Raw genomic sequence first — 17,457 nt, forward strand, 5'->3', positions numbered from 1 at the left:
GTCGAGATGACACGGACACCGAAGGAATCACACAGTGAAGAACAAGAAGCTCCTCTCCGGCATCGTCGCCGTCGGACTCGTCGCATCGCTGGCCGCCTGCTCGGGCGGCGGCCGCGGCGCCGACGCCGGCAGCGGCGACAGCGGCGGCGACAACTCGGGCGCCCTCGTCGGCGTCGCGATGCCCACCAAGGTCTCCGAGCGCTGGATCAAGGACGGCGACGCCGTCAAGAGCGCCCTAGAGGACAAGGGCTACAAGGTCGACCTCGAGTACGCCGACAATAAGATCCCCCAGCAGGTCCAGCAGGTCAGCAACATGATCACCAAGGGCGCCAAGGTGCTCATCGTCGCCTCGATCGACGGCGGCTCGCTGAGCGACCAGCTCGACTCGGCCGCCAAGGCCGGCATCAAGGTCATCTCGTACGACCGCCTCCTGACGGGCAACGAGAACGTCGACTACTACGTGTCGTTCGACAACTACAAGGTGGGCGTCGACCAGGCGACCAGCCTGCTGACCGGTCTCGGCCTCGCCGACGCCGACGGCGCCAAGATCGACGGCGCCGAGAAGAAGACCATCGAGGTCTTCGCCGGCAGCCCCGACGACAACAACGCCACCTTCTTCTTCAACGGCGCGATGGACACCCTGAAGCCCTACATCGAAGACGGCTCGCTGACCATCGGCTCCGGCCAGGACCAGTTCACGCAGGCCGCCACGCAGCAGTGGGACCCCGCGACCGCCAAGGCCCGCATGCAGAACCTGATCGCCTCGACCTACTCGGGCGGAACCAAGCTCGACGGCGTGCTGTCGCCCTACGACGGCATCTCGATCGGCATCATCTCGGCGCTGCAGGGTGCCGGCTACTCCGACGCCGACCTCCCCGTCGTCACCGGTCAGGACGCCGAGGCCGCCTCGGTCAAGTCGATCATCGCCGGTCAGCAGTACTCGACCATCTACAAGGACACCCGTCAGCTCGCCGACCAGTCCGTGATCATGGCCGACGACCTCCTCAAGGGCGACACCCCCGAGACGAACGACGACAAGACGTACGACAACGGCGAGAAGGTCGTCCCGACGTTCCTCTTCCAGCCGACCATCGTCACCGAGGACAACTACAAGGAGGTCCTCGTCGACAGCGGCTACTTCACCGAGGCCGACCTGAAGTAGGTCCCTCCCGAGAACGCAGGAGGCGCGGCGCACCCGCACCGCGCCTCCTGCGCTCCATCGCTCCACCTCACCCCAGGCACGAAAGAAGGAACACGTGGCGAACACGATCCTCGAGATGCGCGACATCACGAAGACGTTCCCCGGCGTCAAGGCACTGCAGAACGTCACGCTGGAGGTCGAGCGCGGCCAGGTCCACGCGATCTGCGGCGAGAACGGCGCCGGCAAGTCGACGCTGATGAAGGTGCTGTCGGGGGTCTACCCGTCAGGGTCCTTCGACGGTCAGATCATGCTCGACGGCCAGCCCGTCGACTTCAAGAACATCAACGACTCCGAGGCCGCGGGCGTCGTCATCATCCACCAGGAGCTGGCGCTCAGCCCCTTCCTGTCGATCGCCGAGAACATCTTCCTCGGCAACGAGCAGTCCAAGGGCGGCTTCATCGACTGGAACAAGACAAACCTCGACGCGGCCGGTCTGCTGGCCCGCGTGGGTCTCCGCGACAACCCGGTCACCAAGGTGACGGACATCGGCGTCGGCAAGCAGCAGCTGGTCGAGATCGCCAAGGCGCTGTCGAAGAAGGTCAAGCTGCTGATCCTCGACGAGCCGACCGCGGCGCTGAACGACGACGACTCGGCCCACCTGCTCGACCTCATCAAGAGCCTGCAGGGCCAGGGCATCACCTCGATCATCATCAGTCACAAGCTGAACGAGATCAAGGAGATCGCCGACAAGGTCACGATCATCCGCGACGGCAAGACCATCGAGACCCTCGACATGCACGCCGGTGAGGTCTCCGAAGACCGCATCATCAAGGGCATGGTCGGCCGCGACCTCGAGAGCCGCTACCCGTCGCACGAGTCGACCATCGGCGACGAGCTGCTGCGCATCGAGGACTGGACCGTCCACCACCCGCTCGACTCGAGCCGCGAGATCATCCACCAGGCCAACCTGAACGTGCGCGCCGGCGAGATCGTCGGGATCGCGGGCCTGATGGGCGCGGGTCGCACCGAGCTCGCGATGAGCGTCTTCGGCCACAGCTACGGCACCGGCATCTCGGGCACCGTCTACAAGCGCGGCGAGCCGATCAAGATCAACACGGTGAGCAAGGCCATCGCGGCCGGTCTCGCCTACGCCACCGAAGACCGCAAGAAGTACGGTCTCAACCTGATCGACGACATCACGCGCAACGTCTCGGGCTCGGCCCTCGGCAAACTCGCGAACTGGGGTTTCGTCAACCGGTCCGAAGAGAGCACGGTCGCCGAGCGCTACCGCAAGAGCATGAACATCAAGGCGCCGAACGTGGCGGCCGTGACGGGCAAGCTCTCGGGCGGCAACCAGCAGAAGGTCGTGCTGTCGAAGTGGATGTACGCCGACCCCGACGTGCTCATCCTCGACGAACCCACGCGCGGCATCGACGTCGGCGCCAAGTACGAGATCTACACGATCATCAACCAGCTCGCGGACGCCGGCAAGGGAGTGATCGTCATCTCGAGCGAGCTGCCCGAGCTGCTCGGCATCTGCGACCGCATCTACACCCTCTCGGAGGGGCGCATCACGGCCGACGTGCCGATCGCCGAGGCGACCCCCGAGTTCCTCCTGAAGTACATGACCCTCGAACGAGAGAGCCCCGTCAATGAGCGCGCCTAGCCCCACCCAGGCCACCGACCCGAAGCCCACCGGCGGGTCGCCGTCGTCCCGTCAGCCGCAGTCCGGCTCCGGTGGCAACCCGATCGTCGGTGCGTTCTCGTACCTCGGCGGCCAGCTGCGCCAGATCGGCCTCTTCATCGCGCTGATCGTCATCGTGCTGTTCTTCCAGATCACGACCAACGGCATCACCCTGGCGCCGATCAACGTCTCGAACCTGATCGTCCAGAACAGCTACATCCTGATCCTCGCCATCGGCATGGTGATGGTCATCATCGCCGGTCACATCGACCTCTCGGTGGGGTCAATCGTGGCCTTCACCGGCGCCATGGCCGGCGTCATGATCACGCAGTGGGGTCTGCCCTGGCCCGTCGCCGTGGTGCTCTGCCTCGTGCTCGGCGGCCTGGTCGGCGCCTGGCAGGGGTTCTGGATCGCCTACTTCGGCATACCGGCGTTCATCGTCACCCTGGCGGGCATGCTCGCCTTCCGCGGTGCCGCCCAGATCGCCCTGCAGACGCAGCAGATCTCGCCGTTCCCCCAGGGGTTCCGCGACATCGGCTCCGGGTTCCTCCCGACGTTCGGCACGACCGGCTACGAGCCGCTCACCCTGGTGCTAGGCGCCATCGCGGCGGTCGCGCTGATCGGCACGGGCCTCCGCGGTCGTGCCACGCGTCGCAAGTACCAGCTCGAGGACGAGCCGTTCCTGTGGTTCGTCACGAAGCTCGTCTTCACGGTCGCGCTCGTCATGTACATCGGGTTCCTGCTCGCCAGCTACTCGGGCACCCCGATCGTCCTCGTGGTCCTCGCCGTCCTCGTCGTCGTCTACTCGACGGTCATGAAGAACTCGGTCTTCGGCCGCCACGTCTACGCCATCGGCGGCAACCTGCACGCGGCCGAGCTGTCGGGCATCAAGACCAAGCGCGTCACGTTCCTGCTGTTCGTCAACATGGGCGTCATCTCGGCTCTGGCCGGCCTGGTCTTCACCGGTCAGCTGAACCTGGCCAGCGGCAACGCCGGCAACGGCTTCGAGCTCGACGCGATCGCCGCCGTCTTCATCGGCGGTGCGGCGGTCACCGGCGGCATCGGCACCGTCACCGGCGCCATCGTCGGCGGTCTGATCATCGGCATCCTGAACAACGGCATGTCGATCCTCGGTGTCGGCACGGAGTACCAGTCGCTCATCAAGGGCCTGGTGCTGCTCGCCGCCGTCGCGTTCGACGTCTTCAACAAGCGTCGCGCCGCCTCGGCCACCAAGTAGCGAGAGCGACCCCCTCAGGAGGCGCGGTTCCCGATCACGGGAGCCGCGCCTCCTCGTCGTCCGGGCCCGTCCGACCCGCGAAACGAACAGACCTAGGATCATCACGTGGCAACCCTCTTCGACGTCGCGGCAGCAGCCGGCGTCTCGCACCAGACCGTCTCGAGGGTCGTCAACGGCGACCCGTCGGTGCGACCGGCCACGAAGGCGAAGGTCGACGCCGCCGTCGACGAGCTGAACTACCGGCCGAGTCTGGCCGCGCGGGCCCTCGCCAGCCGCAAGACGACCTCGATCGGCCTGATCAGCACCGGGTTCCCGTACTACGGCCCGTCGAGCACCATGCACGGCTTCAACGGTGCGGCACGCCGCGCGGGCTACCAGGTGTCGATGGCGACCCTCGACGTCGCCGACCGGAAGGGCATGCAGCAGGCCCTCGACGCGCTGCTCGGTCAGAACGTCGCCGCCCTCGTGCTGATCGCCCCCGACCCCGAGGTGCTGCGGGTGCTCCGCCGGGCCGAGGTGTCGGTGCCGCTCGTCACCGCCGACAGCGAGGCCGAGGCCGGCCACCACACGGTGTCGCTCGACCAGGTGGCGGGCGCGGAGTCGGCGGTCGAGCACCTCGCCGCGCTCGGCCACACCCGCATCGCGCACGTCGCCGGCCCCGAGGGCTGGATGGACGGCCGCGACCGCGAACGCGGCTGGCGAGGAGCCTGCACCCGGCTCGGACTCGACCCGTCGGTGCTGCTGCGCGGCGACTGGACCCCCGCCTCGGGGCACCGCGTCGGCCGCGAGCTCGTCGACCGCGTCGCCGCCGGCGAGGTGACGGCCGTGTTCTGCGGCAACGACCAGATGGCGCTCGGCCTCGTGCACGCCTTCGCCGAGGCCGGGGTGTCGGTACCCGGCGACGTGAGCATCGTCGGCTTCGACGACATCCCCGAGGCCGCGCACTTCCTGCCGTCGCTGACGACCGTGCGGCAGGACTTCGAGGCCCTCGGGCGTCTCATCATGACGACGGTCGAGGCGGTGCTGGCCGGCGACTCCACCCCGGTGGCGTCCCTCCCGACCGAGCTCGTCGTCCGGGGGTCGACGGCCGCGCCCCCGACCTCGGGCATACGCCGCGCCTCCTCGGTGTTGCCCCCCTCATGAGCATTCCCCTCTCGATCCTCGACCTCGCCCCCGTCGCCCCCGGAGAGACGGTGCGCGACAGCTTCGCGGCCTCCGTCGCGCTCGCACAGCAGGCCGAGGCGAGCGGCTACCGGCGGGTCTGGTACGCCGAGCACCACAACATGGCGTCGATCGCGTCGAGCGCCACGTCGGTGCTGATCGCGCACATCGCCAGCCAGACGAAGACCATCCGGCTCGGGTCGGGCGGCGTCATGCTGCCGAACCACTCGCCTCTGACCATCGCCGAGCAGTTCGGCACGCTCGAGACCCTGCACCCGGGTCGTATCGACCTCGGGCTCGGGCGGGCCCCGGGCAGCGACCAGGCGACGTTCCGGGCGCTGCGCCGCGACCCGGCGTCGTCCGAGCGGTTCCCCCAGGACATCCTCGAGCTCCAGGCGTTCCTCGCCGGCGAGTCGCGCATCGCCGGCGTGCAGGCGGTGCCCGGCGGCGGCACCAACGTGCCGCTGTACATCCTCGGCTCGTCGCTGTTCGGGGCGAAGCTCGCCGCCGCGCTCGGTCTGCCCTACGCGTTCGCCTCGCACTTCGCGCCGAACGACCTGATCGACGCCGTGACCGCCTACCGTCGCGAGTTCCAGCCGTCCGAGCAGCTGGCCGAGCCCTATGTGATCGCGGCCGTGAACGCCGTGGTCGCCGACGACTCCGACGACGCCGACGCGCAGTTCGCCGTCGTCAAGCGTCAGCGCCTGCTGATGCTGCTGCGTCAGAGCGGTCAGATCGACGTCGCCCGCGAGTTCGACGACGCCGAGCTCGATCACCTGCTGCGCACCCCGGTGGGGCAGCACGTGCTGTCGATGACGACCTACACCGCGGTCGGCACCCCCTCCGAGGCGCGCGAGTACATGGAGCAGTTCGCCCGCACCGCGCAGGCCGACGAGCTGATCGTGGCCCACGCCGGGTCGTCGAAGGAGGCGCGGCTCCGGTCGGTCGCGCTGCTCGCCGACGCGATGCGGCTCACCCCCGCCGCGTAGGCCGCGCGCCTCGCGGCGCTGCACCGGGCTCCGTCGGCGGGTGCAGAGGCGGGCGCGGGCGCGGCTAGGGTCGAGCGCATGAGTCTGCCCGAGCTCTCGGCGCTCGGCGTCGACGCGGTCGCCGCCGAGGTGTACGAGGTCGTCCTCGCCGAGTCCGACGGCGTCGGCGTCGACGCCCTCGGGGCCGGGCTGCCGCACCTCGAGCAGGCGGCGGTCGAGGCCGGTCTCCAGCGGCTCCGGGCGCTGGGGCTCGTGCACGAGAGCGCGCCGGGCGTCACCGCGTCGGCGCGCTGGGCGGCGGTCGACCCCCGGGTCTCGGTGCCGGCCCTCGTCGCGAGGCGGGCCGATGCGCTCGCCTCGGCCCGCGCCTCCACGGGCGTCCTGGCCGAGCTGTTCGACGAGACGCGTCGCCGGGCCGACCCGTCGGCGGTCACCCGCACGCTGGTCGGCGCGGCCGCCATCGGCGACCGGTACACGCGACTCGAGCTGACCGCGACCCGGTCGTTCGTCGCGTTCGACCGGCCGCCCTACGTCGTCGTCGGCAACGAGGGCACCGAGCGCACCGCACTCGCACGGGGCGTCCGCTGGCGGGCCGTCTACACGATGGACAGCTTCGCGGCCGACGGACGCTGGCAGGGCGTCCACCGCCTGGGCGGTCACGGCGAGGAGGCGCGGCTGACCGACTCGCTCCCCGTCAAGCTCGCCGTCGCCGACGAGCGGATCGCCCTCGTCTCGCTCGGTCACGACCCCGCCGCCCCGGAGGCGCTGGTCACCGAGTCGCCGGCTCTCGTCGCGGCTCTCGTCGAGCTGTTCGAGCAGCGCTGGCGTGCCGCGGTGCCCGTGCCCGTCGACCGGTCCGCCACCGCGGGCGCCGGGGGAGGGGGCTCGGGGTCGCCCGACTGGTCGCTGATCGCCGCCCGGGTCGCCGACGAGAGCCGCCCGACGGATGCCGCCGCGTCGCCGCGCCGCGGGCCGAGTCTCGAAGAGCGCGACCTGATCGCCCTGATGGCCGCCGGCGCCACCGACGAGGTCGTCGCCCAGCGGCTCGGTCTCTCGGTGCGCACCGTGCGGCGCCGCGTGCATGACCTGTTCGGCGAACTCGGGGTGACCAACAGGTTCCATGCGGGGGTCGAGGCCGCACGTCGGGGCTGGCTCTGACGTCGGCCACGTGGCGGACACGGTGTCCCCCGAACGGGTCACGGCAGGTTAACAATGCGGCCTCGCGCGGCCAGTGGCAGCTTTCGGCCACCACCCCCGCTTGAGGGTCAGATGAATTCTCAGGTAACTCTTACTCGACGACTTCGCCATGGGGGCGACAGCGTCGGAAGGCACCCGTGATCACTCCATCCGGCCCTCGTCGGCCGAAAGCCCCTCTCGCCGCGCTGCTCGCCTCCGGGCTCTTCGCGACCGCACTCGTCGCCGGGGGAGTCGTCGCGCTCCCCGCGACGTCGGCCCTCGCCGCCGAGGGTCCGGCCGTCGTCGGCGACACGTCGTTCTCGGCGGGCAAGTACATCGTGACCCTCCGCGAGCCCGCGGCGGCCACCTACGAGGGAGGCACGGCGGGGCTCCCCGCGACGGCCACCCCCGAGGGCACCCGGCTCGACGCGCGCGCCGCTCCGGTGCAGAAGTACAGCGACCACCTCGAGGAGACCCAGGCGGACGTCGCCGCGGCGGTCGGAGCCTCGGTCGACGCCCACTACTCGGTCACGACGAACGCGTTCGCCGCCGACCTCACGGCCGACCAGGCCCGGTCGCTCGCGAGCGACCCGTCGGTCGCCGCCGTCTCGAAGAACGAGCTGCTGAAGCTGCAGGCCACGCCCTCGACCGAGTTCCTCGGTCTCGGCGACGCCCAGGGCGCGGGCGGCGTCTGGGACTCCCTCGGCGGCCGGGACGCCGCCGGCGACGGGGTCGTCGTCGGCATCATCGACTCCGGCATCGCCGCGGGCAACGCCTCGTTCGCGGGCGACCCGCTCGGCGAGGCGAGCGCCACCGAGCCGCACCTAGAGGGCTCGTCGACGGTCTTCCCGCGCGGCGACGGCGGGACCTTCCGGGGCGTCTGCCAGACCGGCGTGCAGTTCACCGCGGCCGACTGCAACACGAAGCTGATCGGCGCGCGCTACTTCGTCGACGGCTTCGGCGTCGGCAACATCGGCACCGAGGAGCAGGGCGAGTACCTCTCTCCCCGCGACGGCAACGGCCACGGCTCGCACACGGCGAGCACCGCGGCCGGCAACGCCGACGTCGAGGCCCAGGTCGCCGGTCGCGACTTCGGCACGATCTCGGGTGTCGCCCCCGCAGCGAAGATCGCCGCCTACAAGGTCTGCTGGGACGGCCCCGACCGCGTCTCGACCGAAGACGACGGCTGCGCCACCCTCGACCTGATCGCCGCCATCGAGGCGGCGGTCACCGACGGCGTCGACGTCATCAACTACTCGATCGGCGGGGGCGGCGCGACCAGCACCTACTCGGCGACCGATCAGGCGTTCCTCGGCGCGGCCTCCGCCGGCGTCTTCGTCGCCGCCTCGGCCGGCAACGACGGCCCGTCCGAGACGACGGCCGACAACGCCGCGCCGTGGATCACCACGGTGGCCGCGAGCACCATCCCGAGCTACTCCGCCACCGCCCGCACGGGCGACGGCACCTCGTACCTGGGCGGCTCGATCACCGTGCCCGTCGGCGACGAGGGCCTGACCGGCACGCTCGTCGACTCGCAGGCGGTGAAGCTGGCCTCGGCGTCGACCGCCGACGCCCTGCTCTGCACGCCGGGCACGCTCGACGCCGCGCTCGTGCCCGACGACGCCGTGGTCCTCTGCGACCGCGGAGTGGTCGGCCGCACCGACAAGAGCGCCGAGGTCGACCGGGTCGGCGGCATCGGGATGCTGCTGGTCAACAAGACCTCGAGCTCCGTCGACCTCGACGAGCACGTCATCCCGACGGTCCACGTCGACGCCGAGGGCTACACCGCGCTGCACGCCTACGCGGCCACCGCGGGCGCCACGGTGACGCTGCTCGACGGCAACCCCGAGGGTCTGCCCGAGCCCGCGACGCCCCAGATCGCCGGCTTCTCGTCGCGCGGTCCGGTGACGGCCGACGGCGGCAACCTGCTCAAGCCCGACATCTCGGCGCCCGGCGTCGCGATCCTCGCCGACGGGGCCAACGCCGCGGGCGAGGCGGGCTCGTACGAGTTCCTGTCGGGCACGTCGATGTCGTCGCCGCACATCGCCGGTCTCGCCGCGCTCTACCTCTCGGCGACCGCGCACCCCGACTGGTCGCCCGACGAGGTCAAGTCGGCCATGATGACCACCGCGTACGACCTCGTCGGACCCGACGGTCAGCCGAGTCGCGACGTCTTCGCCCAGGGTGCGGGTCACGTCGACCCGACGAGGTTCCTCGAGCCGGGTCTGCTCTACGAGAACGGCCCCGAGCAGTGGCAGGCCTACGTCGACTCGATCGACACGGTCGAGGGCACCGACTCGTCGATGAACCTCCCCTCGATCAGCGTCGGCTCGCTGGCGGGCACCGCGACGGTCACCCGCACGGTGACGGCGACCGAGGCGGGCAGCTACAGCGTCGCCCCGGTCGAGATGCCCGGCGTCTCGGTCGAGGTGTCGCCCGCGACGCTGGACTTCGCCGCGGCCGGCGAGAAGAAGGAGTACACGGTCGAGTTCACCCGCACGACGGCGCCGCTCGACGAGTTCGCCACCGGCTACCTGACCTGGAGCGACGGCACGCACGACGTGCGGAGCCCCCTGGCCGTCCGCCCCGTGCAGCTCGACGTCGCGTCCGAGCTGGCCGGCGAGGGCGCGACGGGCGAGGCCTCGCTCGACGTCACGGCCGGCGACGCGCTGTCGCTGCCGCTGGCTGCGGAGGGGCTCGCCAAGGGCGCCGTCGCGACCGGCTCGGGCACCGCGGGCGGCGATCCCGCCCTCGTGCCGCTGACGATCGCCGAGGGCACGACGCACGGCCGGTTCGTGCTCGACTCCGCAGACGACACCGCCGACCTCGACCTGCTGCTCTACTCGGCCGATGCGGCGGGCGAGCCCGACACGCTGGTCGACTACGCGGCGACGGGATCGGCCGACGAGCAGCTCGACGTCGAGGCGCCCGAGGCGGGCTCCTACGTGCTGATGATCGACTTCTACTCGGGGGCCGGCGATCTCGGCTACTCGCTGACGTCGTATCTGCTCGATCCGGCCCAGGCCGTCGGCGACTTCTCCGTCGACCCCGCGTCGATCGAGGCGGCGCTCGGCGAGACCACCACGGTCACGACCTCGTGGTCCGGTCTCGACTACGACGCCAGCTACCTGGGTCGGGTCTCGTACGGCGACACGGGCACCGTCACCTACGTGACCGTCGCCTCGGGCGCCGAGCCCGAGCCCGAGGAGCCGCCCACCGAGCCCGGCACGCCCGGCGGCGGATGGAACCTCGGGGCGATCATCGACTGGATCTGGAACGCCATCGGCGATCTGATCCACCACTGGTGGCCGCGCTGGCGCTGAGCCTGAGGCAGCCCGCGCCGAGAACCGGTCGCGGACGGTGACCAGGAGGCGGTCCGCACCTTCCGAGAGAGGGTGCGGACCGCCTCCTGCCGTCCCCGGAGCGAATATCGTGCCGAACCTGCACGTCGTCGAAACATCGGTGGGCTAGGTTCGGTCCCCGTGAAAGAAGAAGACGGCAACTCGATGCGCGTGATCAGCTACAACCTCCGCGAGCACACGGCGAAGGGCGAGATCGAAAGCCTGGCGCGCGACCACCGAGCCGACGTGCTCTGCCTGCAGGAGGCCGACACGAACGACATCCCCGACCGGCTGGGCGACCTCGTGCTGGCGACGTCGACGCGCAACAACCGGCTCGGACTCGCGGCGTACTACCGCCCCGACCGCTTCGAGCTGCACGGCTCGCAGGTGTACGCCCTGAAGAAGTCGATGCACGACCGGGTCATGTCGCCCGCCCACGAGCGGTTGCTGGCGATGCACCTCGCCGACCGCGTGTCGAAGACCGACGTGCTGGTCGGGTCGTTCCACGCCGCTCCGCTGACCGCCACGAACGGGCTGCGCCGCAAGCAGGTCTCGTCGGCGCACGAACTCATGCGGGCGCTGGCGCCGCGGGCGCCCATGCTGATGGTGGGCGACTTCAACTACCCGTGGTTCCACCAGGGGCTGCGCAAGCGGATCGAGCGCGACGGCTTCATCCTGACCCGCAGCGACACGCCGACCTACCTCGGCTACCGGTACGTCAAGGGCCACTTCGACTTCGCGACGAGCATCGGCCTCACCATCGACGACATCGTCACGCTGCCGGCCGGCATCTCCGACCACCGGCCGATCCTGGTGCGGGCGCAGGGTCTCGCGACCGCCTGAGTCGCGGACGACCCTCCGAGTCGCGGGCGGTCGTCCGAGTCGCGGACGACGCAGAACCGCCCGATCGGCTGAGCCGGTCGGGCGGTGCGTGCGTGTCGGCCGCCGCGGGGCGGGCCGGGTGCCGGGGTCGCCGGCTGCGGGGTCAGGCGGCGAGCAGCAGTGCCGCCGTGTCGACCGAGTAGGCCTGCACGATGGTGCGGCTCGGCTCGCGGCGCCAGCTGCGACCGGGGATGACCCAGCCCTCGGTGCCGGAGACCGTGACGGTGGCGCCGACGCGGACGGCGTCGGTCACGACGTCGCTCCAGGCGCGGACGGCGAACTCGGCGCCGCGGGCGTCGACGACGACGAACTCGACGAGGCGGGCGGTGGTCAGGGTCGGGACGGTCGTGACCGTGCCCGTGATGGTGGTGATGGTGCTCTTCATGTTCGGTTCTTTCGATGTGCTCTACGGCACGCAGCGTCTCGGCTTGCGTGGGCCGTCGTGATGCGACGGCGGTGCGGACGGTGTCCGGTCGGGCCCGTGTCACGACGATCGGAGGAGTGAGCACCCGTGAGGGGTGGCTCCGATGGTGTCGTCGGGCTGTTCGGATCAGGAGGACGGTGTGGACTCGGCCAGAGCTGTTCCGGGAACGATCAGAGAGGATCCGTTCCAAGCGACTCATGACAGTAACACACCCGGGGTACAGGCACCAGGGGCTTTCTTGGAAGCATCGAGCCGCCCCGGTGGTTGGCTTATGACATGACCACGATCCCCACCATCACTCTGAACAACGGAATCCAGATCCCCCAGCTCGGGTTCGGCGTCTACCAGGTCGACCCGGCCGAGACGAAGGACGCGACGCTCACCGCCTTCGAGGTCGGCTACCGCCACATCGACACCGCCGAGATGTACGGCAACGAGGCCGGCGTCGGCGAGGCCATCGCCGAGAGCGGTCTCGACCGCAGCGACATCTTCGTCACCTCGAAGCTCAACAACGGCTTCCACAAGCGCGACGACGCGCTGAAGGCGTTCGACGGCACCCTCGACGCCCTCAAGCAGGACTACGTCGACCTGTTCCTCATCCACTGGCCCCTGCCCGGCATCGACGTCGACTACATCGAGACCTGGAAGGCCATGGAGGAGATCTACGCCAGCGGCCGCGCCAAGTCGATCGGCGTCTCGAACTTCCAGCAGCCGCACCTCGAGCGCGTCCTCGCCGAGGGTTCGGTCGTGCCGGTCGTCAACCAGATCGAGGTGCACCCCTACCTCACACAGGACGCGCTCCGCGAGTTCGGCGTCTCGAAGGGCATCCACACCGAGGCATGGTCGCCCATCGCCCAGGGCGGCGTCCTGAAGGACGAGACCATCACCGAGATCGCCGAGCGCGTCGGCAAGTCCACCGCGCAGGTCACGCTGCGCTGGCACATCCAGCGCGGCGACATCGTGTTCCCGAAGTCGGTCACCCGCTCGCGCGTCGAAGAGAACTTCGACCTGTTCGACTTCGAGCTGACCGACGCCGACGTCACGGCCATCACGGCCCTGAACAAGGACGAGCGCACGGGCCCGAACCCCGACGAGTTCAACTACATCCCGTAAGCAGCCCCTGCTGAGACTCCGGCCGGGCCGCCGCGCATCTCGCGCGGCGGCCCGGCCTCTGTCATGGGGCGCTAGTACGCTCGGTCCTTTCGAGACGACGGCCTGGGAGTGTGTGACGACGTGCGACGACTCGTGGGCGTGCTCCGGCTGGCCGCCGCCGCCGCGGGGCTCTCGGCCCTCGTCTCGTACTTCGTCTACGTGCTCGGGTTCAGCACCTTCAGCACCATCAACTACTTCAGCTACTTCACGCAGCAGAGCAACATCGCCAACGTCGTGGTGCTGACCGTCTCGGGTGTGCTGATGCTCAGAGGGGTGCCAGAGCCGCGGTGGTTCGCCTCGCTGCACGCGCTCGTGACGACGTACGTGATCGTGTCGGGACTGGTCTACGGCGTGATCGTCATCGAGTCGGCCAGTCACAACTACACGATCGGCGTCCCCTGGTCCAGTCAGGTGCTGCACTTCTACCTGTCCACCTTCGTGCTGATCGACTGGGTCTTCGCTCCCGGGCGGACGCGCGTGCGCTGGCGCCTCGTGCTCGCCGCGCTGCCGTTCCCGATCGTCTGGGGGCTCTTCACGATCTGGCGCGGTGCGCGGGTCGGCTGGTACCCGTACTTCTTCCTCGACCCCGCGCAGGTGCGCTGGCCCGACGAGTTCGTGCTCTACAACGGCATCGCCATCGGCACCATCATCGGTGTGACGGTGGGGCTCGTCGCACTCAGCCGTCTTCGTCGGCGGAACCGGCCCGCGGTGCCGGGCGCGCCTCCTCGGATCCCGTCGATCAGGGTCGGGGCCGGTCTCTCGCCGGAGGCGCGGCGCAGGCCGGTCGGTGGCCGCCCGTCGGTCGCGACTCAGCTGCCGGGGGTCGCCTCGCCGGATGCCGGGGTCTCGTCTGGTGAGCCGGTCTCGCCTGGTGCGCCGGTCTCGCCGGGTGCGGGCGAGGCCGACACGAGGTCGAGGTAGGGCGCCAGCGATGCGAGGGCGGCGGTGACCGCCTCGTCGTCGTCGAGCGCGGCCGTGGCCCGACCGGCGTCGCCGCCGGTCAGCGAGACGAGGACGGGCTCGCCGGTCGCCGGCAGCAGGTTGACGAACAGGCGGTCGCTCGCCGTGTCGTCGAGCACGGCCCAGACGGTCGCCTCGGTCGACCAGAAGGCCTGGTCGAAGCGCAGCCAGAGGACCTCCTGGTCGCCCATGCCGAGCGACTCGATCGCCGACGCGTAGGCCGCGGGCAGGGCGGGCTCGAACTCGACGGCGCCCTGCTTGAGCACACCCAGCGGCAGGGTCGAGACGACCCGGTCGGCCGACAGCGATTCTCCGGTGGCGAGCCGGAGCCCCACCCCCTGGTCGCCGTACTGGATGCGGGCGACGGTGCTGCCGCGCAGCACGTCGAGGCCGTCGAGCAGACCCGTGACGAACGTCTCGAGGCCACCGGTGACCAGGGTCGCGTCGAGAGGCAGCAGATCGTCGCCGACCTGCGTCATCGCGAGCTCGCCGGCCTCGGCGCCGTACCGGGCGGGCACGATGCGGTCGAGGAGGAACGCGACACGATCGGCGTCGGAGACCCCGGTCGCATCGGGCGTGGTCGAGACCCGGTCGGCACCGGACTCGGCGAAGACCTGACGGGCGGAGCGACCTGCGCCCGTGCTGCTGCCGCCGCCTGTTCCACCGCCGGTCGCGCCGCTGTCGGGGCCGTCGGTGCTCTCGGCCCAGGACACGGCGGTGCTCAGGGCCGTCGCGACGGCCTGCGTCAGATCGGTGGGCGTTCCGTCGGCGGTACGGGCATCGAGCTGGGCGGTGCCGGTGCCGGTCTCGCGGAGGCGGACGGTGTCGACCCCCGCGAGGGCGAGCGCGCCGACGAGCGCCGGAGCCGCCTCGCCGAACAGGGTCGACACGCCGAGCTCGACGGCGAAGGGCCAGTCGTCGTCGGTGACCGTGTGGATGCGGCCCCCGATCCGGTCGCGGGCCTCGACGACCACGACGTCGAAGCCCCGGTCGGCCAGGGCGCGGGCGGCGGTGGCCCCGGCGATGCCCGCGCCGATCACGATGACGCGCTCGCCCTCGGAGGCGACCGTCGCGATCTCGTCGGCGACGTCGAAGCCCGAGGCCCTCGCGCCGTAGACGGTGCCGGCGTTACGGGAGGCGACGGCCTCGCCGGCGAAGAACAGGCGGTCGTCGAGCGACCCGGCGAGCGTCAGACGGTCGGTGATCGTCGACCCGGTGGCGAGGTAGCTCGACGACCCGCCGGACAGCGCGTCGTCGGCCCACGAGCTCCGGAGGAACCCGGCCGCGGCCAGACCGGCGGGCACCGTCGGATCGACGGTCGGCGTCGGAGCGCCGCTCGTGGGCGCGGGGGAGGGCGCGTCGGGGGTGCAGGCGGCGAGCACGAGCACCGCGGCGCCCGAGAGCGAGCCCGTCAGGAACGCGCGACGACTGATGCCCATGGTCCCGTCATTCTCGCAGCCCGGCACGCTGTCCGCGCACCCCGTGCCGCGTGCCGGCACCGCGCCTCCTCGGCGGGACCGTCTGCCGGCGCCGCGCCTCCCCGGCTGCTCTCGCCGCGCCTCCTCGGCCCCGGTCAGGCGTCGACGGCCTCGAGATAGGTGCGGAGCAGGTCGGTGACCTGATCGACGGGGAGAAGCGACGACGCGTGATCCTGGCCGACGAGCGAGTAGAAGGCGGCGGCCGGCATGCGGCGTGCGGCCTCCTGCGACTCGCGGTGCCGGTCGACGTCGCGGGTGCCGGCGAGCAGGAGGGTGGGCACGGTCACCGAGTCGAGCTGGTCGACGGTCAGACCGCCGCCGGTCTCGGCCGCGGTGAAGAAGGCGGCCAGCGCCTCGGGGTCGTCCTGCATGAACGCGAGACGGGTCTCGGGGTCGATCGGACGGCCGATGGTCTCGCCCCACCGGTCGACGAAGCGGGCCATGCCGCCGGTGGTGAGCGCCTCGTGCCAGTCGGGGGCGAAGGTGGCGCCGATGTTGCCGTTCATGGGTGCCCAGCTGCCGCCGATCGTCGTCAGCGTGCGCAGCAGCCGCGGAGTGTGGGCCGCGATCGAGAGGCCGATCCGGGCGCCGAACGAGTAGCCGACGTAGTGCGCCGGCTCGAGCCCGGTCGCGGTGAGCACGGCCTCGACGTCGCCGCGGTGGAGGTCCATCGTGTACGACGCGGGATCGTGCGGCTTGCCGCTCTTGCCGTGACCCCGCATGTCGAGGGCGACCACCGTGAAGTCGCGCTGCAGATCGCGCAGGTAGCCGAGCCCGCGCCAGGTGCCGCGCGAGAGGCCGGAGCCGTGCACCAGCACCAGGGGAGGGCCGTCGCCGTCCACCTCGTAGGCGATCTCGGTTCCGTCGACGGGGTTGTTCGCCTGAGCACGCATCCGTCCAGTCTGGCAGCAGGGCGGGCGTCGGCGCCTCGCGTGCGGCGAGTCGGCGCCTCGCGTGCGGCGAGTCGGCGCCTCGCGTGCGGCGAGGGGCAGAGTGGAGGCATGACCGATGCCTGGACCGCCGCCCAGATCCGTGCCGCCGAGAAGCCGCTGCTCGAGGCCGGGGAGCCGCTCATGCAGCGGGCCGCCGACGGACTCGCGGGGGTCGTGTCCGGGCTGCTGCGCGCCTCCTCGGCCCCGCGGATCCTGCTGCTCGTCGGCAGCGGCGACAACGGCGGGGACGCCCTCTACGCCGGCGCATCGCTGGCGCAGGAGTTCGTGCCCGGGGGCGTGGTGACCGTGGTGCCCACGGGATCGCGACTGCACGAGGCGGGGCTCGCTGCCGCCCTGGTCGCCGGCGCGACGGTCGACGCGCTAGGCCCCTGGACGGACCCCGCGGCGGCGCCCGGGCTGCTGCGCGGGTACGACGTGGTGCTCGACGGGATGGTGGGCACGGGCGCCAGCGGCGGGTTGCGAGGGGACGCACGGCGCGTGGTGGCGGCGCTGGGCGGGGGCGCGGGGTCCGTTGGGGAGGGGGCTGGTGCGGGGTCTGCGGGACCGGGGGCTGGTGGGCCGGGGCCCTCGGGGCCGTCGGGGCCGGTGCTGGGGCGTCCGCTGGTGGTCGCGGTCGACCTCCCCAGCGGCCTCCATCCCGACGACGGATCGGCCGAGCTGGTGCTGCCGGCGGACGTGACCGTCACCTTCGGCGGACGCAAGGCGGGGCTCCTTCGCGGCAGCGGACCGATGCTCGCAGGCCGCGTCGTCCTGATCGACATCGGTCTCCGCCTCGGAGCCCCCGAGCTCTCCACCCCCTAGCCCCCGGCGCCCCCGCCCGCTCCCGCCCCGCCCCGCGCCCCGCCGCCCGCGCCCCGCCGCCCGCGCCTCGCCCCCGCC

At 71.3% G+C, this 17,457-nt stretch carries 14 protein-coding genes; 11 read left to right on the top strand and 3 right to left on the bottom strand.

Features of this window, described 5'->3' with window-relative positions:
* The first annotated feature begins 34 nt into the window (after positions 1-34).
* From chvE to SOM13_RS12720, 8 genes are all read left to right on the top strand, one after another.
* Positions 35-1,162, top strand: a complete 1,128-nt coding sequence (gene chvE / locus SOM13_RS12685) for a multiple monosaccharide ABC transporter substrate-binding protein (RefSeq protein WP_192058994.1) — start codon at positions 35-37, stop codon at positions 1,160-1,162.
* A 115-nt stretch (positions 1,163-1,277) separates the two neighbouring features.
* Positions 1,278-2,807 (top strand): multiple monosaccharide ABC transporter ATP-binding protein, encoded by a 1,530-nt coding sequence (mmsA, locus tag SOM13_RS12690; RefSeq protein WP_197981772.1) that lies wholly within the window; start codon positions 1,278-1,280, stop codon positions 2,805-2,807.
* Positions 2,794-4,062, top strand: coding sequence for a multiple monosaccharide ABC transporter permease (gene mmsB / locus SOM13_RS12695; protein WP_192058989.1), 1,269 nt, complete (start codon positions 2,794-2,796; stop codon positions 4,060-4,062). Before mmsA ends, mmsB begins: the two co-directional genes overlap by 14 nt.
* Positions 4,063-4,167: 105 nt before the next feature.
* Complete coding sequence (locus SOM13_RS12700) at positions 4,168-5,205, top strand: LacI family DNA-binding transcriptional regulator (protein ID WP_192058987.1); 1,038 nt, start codon at positions 4,168-4,170, stop codon at positions 5,203-5,205.
* Positions 5,202-6,212, top strand: a complete 1,011-nt coding sequence (locus SOM13_RS12705; RefSeq protein WP_192058985.1) for an LLM class flavin-dependent oxidoreductase — start codon at positions 5,202-5,204, stop codon at positions 6,210-6,212. The genes SOM13_RS12700 and SOM13_RS12705 overlap by 4 nt, the downstream gene beginning before the upstream one ends.
* Before the next feature lie 78 nt (positions 6,213-6,290).
* Entirely contained in the window at positions 6,291-7,370 is a 1,080-nt protein-coding gene (locus SOM13_RS12710; RefSeq protein WP_192058983.1) for a helix-turn-helix transcriptional regulator, read from the top strand.
* A 176-nt stretch (positions 7,371-7,546) separates the two neighbouring features.
* Positions 7,547-10,711: a S8 family serine peptidase gene (locus SOM13_RS12715; RefSeq protein ID WP_320479931.1), complete on the top strand. Its 3,165-nt coding sequence runs from the start codon at positions 7,547-7,549 to the stop codon at positions 10,709-10,711.
* Positions 10,712-10,870: 159 nt separating this feature from the next.
* Positions 10,871-11,572 (top strand): endonuclease/exonuclease/phosphatase family protein, encoded by a 702-nt coding sequence (locus SOM13_RS12720; RefSeq protein ID WP_320479932.1) that lies wholly within the window; start codon positions 10,871-10,873, stop codon positions 11,570-11,572.
* 142 nt (positions 11,573-11,714) lie between these two features.
* Here the strand turns inward: SOM13_RS12720 and SOM13_RS12725 are convergent, their stop codons facing one another.
* Positions 11,715-11,996, bottom strand: coding sequence for a hypothetical protein (locus SOM13_RS12725; protein ID WP_192058979.1), 282 nt, complete (start codon positions 11,994-11,996; stop codon positions 11,715-11,717).
* 315 nt (positions 11,997-12,311) lie between these two features.
* Between SOM13_RS12725 and SOM13_RS12730 the strand changes: the two genes are divergently transcribed.
* Both SOM13_RS12730 and SOM13_RS12735 read left to right on the top strand, forming a co-directional pair.
* Positions 12,312-13,148: an aldo/keto reductase gene (locus SOM13_RS12730; RefSeq protein ID WP_243215774.1), complete on the top strand. Its 837-nt coding sequence runs from the start codon at positions 12,312-12,314 to the stop codon at positions 13,146-13,148.
* 120 nt (positions 13,149-13,268) lie between these two features.
* Positions 13,269-14,108 (top strand): Pr6Pr family membrane protein, encoded by an 840-nt coding sequence (locus SOM13_RS12735; RefSeq protein ID WP_320479933.1) that lies wholly within the window; start codon positions 13,269-13,271, stop codon positions 14,106-14,108.
* On the opposite strand, the gene SOM13_RS12740 is transcribed toward SOM13_RS12735, so the two are convergent.
* Complete coding sequence (locus SOM13_RS12740) at positions 13,997-15,586, bottom strand: flavin monoamine oxidase family protein (RefSeq protein ID WP_320479934.1); 1,590 nt, start codon at positions 15,584-15,586, stop codon at positions 13,997-13,999. The two genes, SOM13_RS12735 and SOM13_RS12740, sit on opposite strands and share 112 nt — an antisense overlap.
* Before the next feature lie 134 nt (positions 15,587-15,720).
* On the bottom strand, positions 15,721-16,518 hold the full coding sequence (locus SOM13_RS12745) for an alpha/beta fold hydrolase (RefSeq protein WP_192058969.1): 798 nt from the start codon (positions 16,516-16,518) through the stop codon (positions 15,721-15,723).
* Positions 16,519-16,626: 108 nt separating this feature from the next.
* On the opposite strand from SOM13_RS12745, the gene SOM13_RS12750 reads away from it, so the two are divergent.
* Positions 16,627-17,379 carry an NAD(P)H-hydrate epimerase gene (locus SOM13_RS12750; RefSeq protein ID WP_320479935.1) on the top strand — a complete coding sequence of 251 codons (753 nt, stop codon included), beginning with the start codon at positions 16,627-16,629 and terminating at the stop codon, positions 17,377-17,379.
* The last annotated feature ends 78 nt before the right edge of the window (positions 17,380-17,457 follow it).

The sequence above is a fragment of the Frigoribacterium sp. CFBP9030 genome, assembly GCF_034045195.1.
Classification (GTDB): domain Bacteria; phylum Actinomycetota; class Actinomycetes; order Actinomycetales; family Microbacteriaceae; genus Frigoribacterium.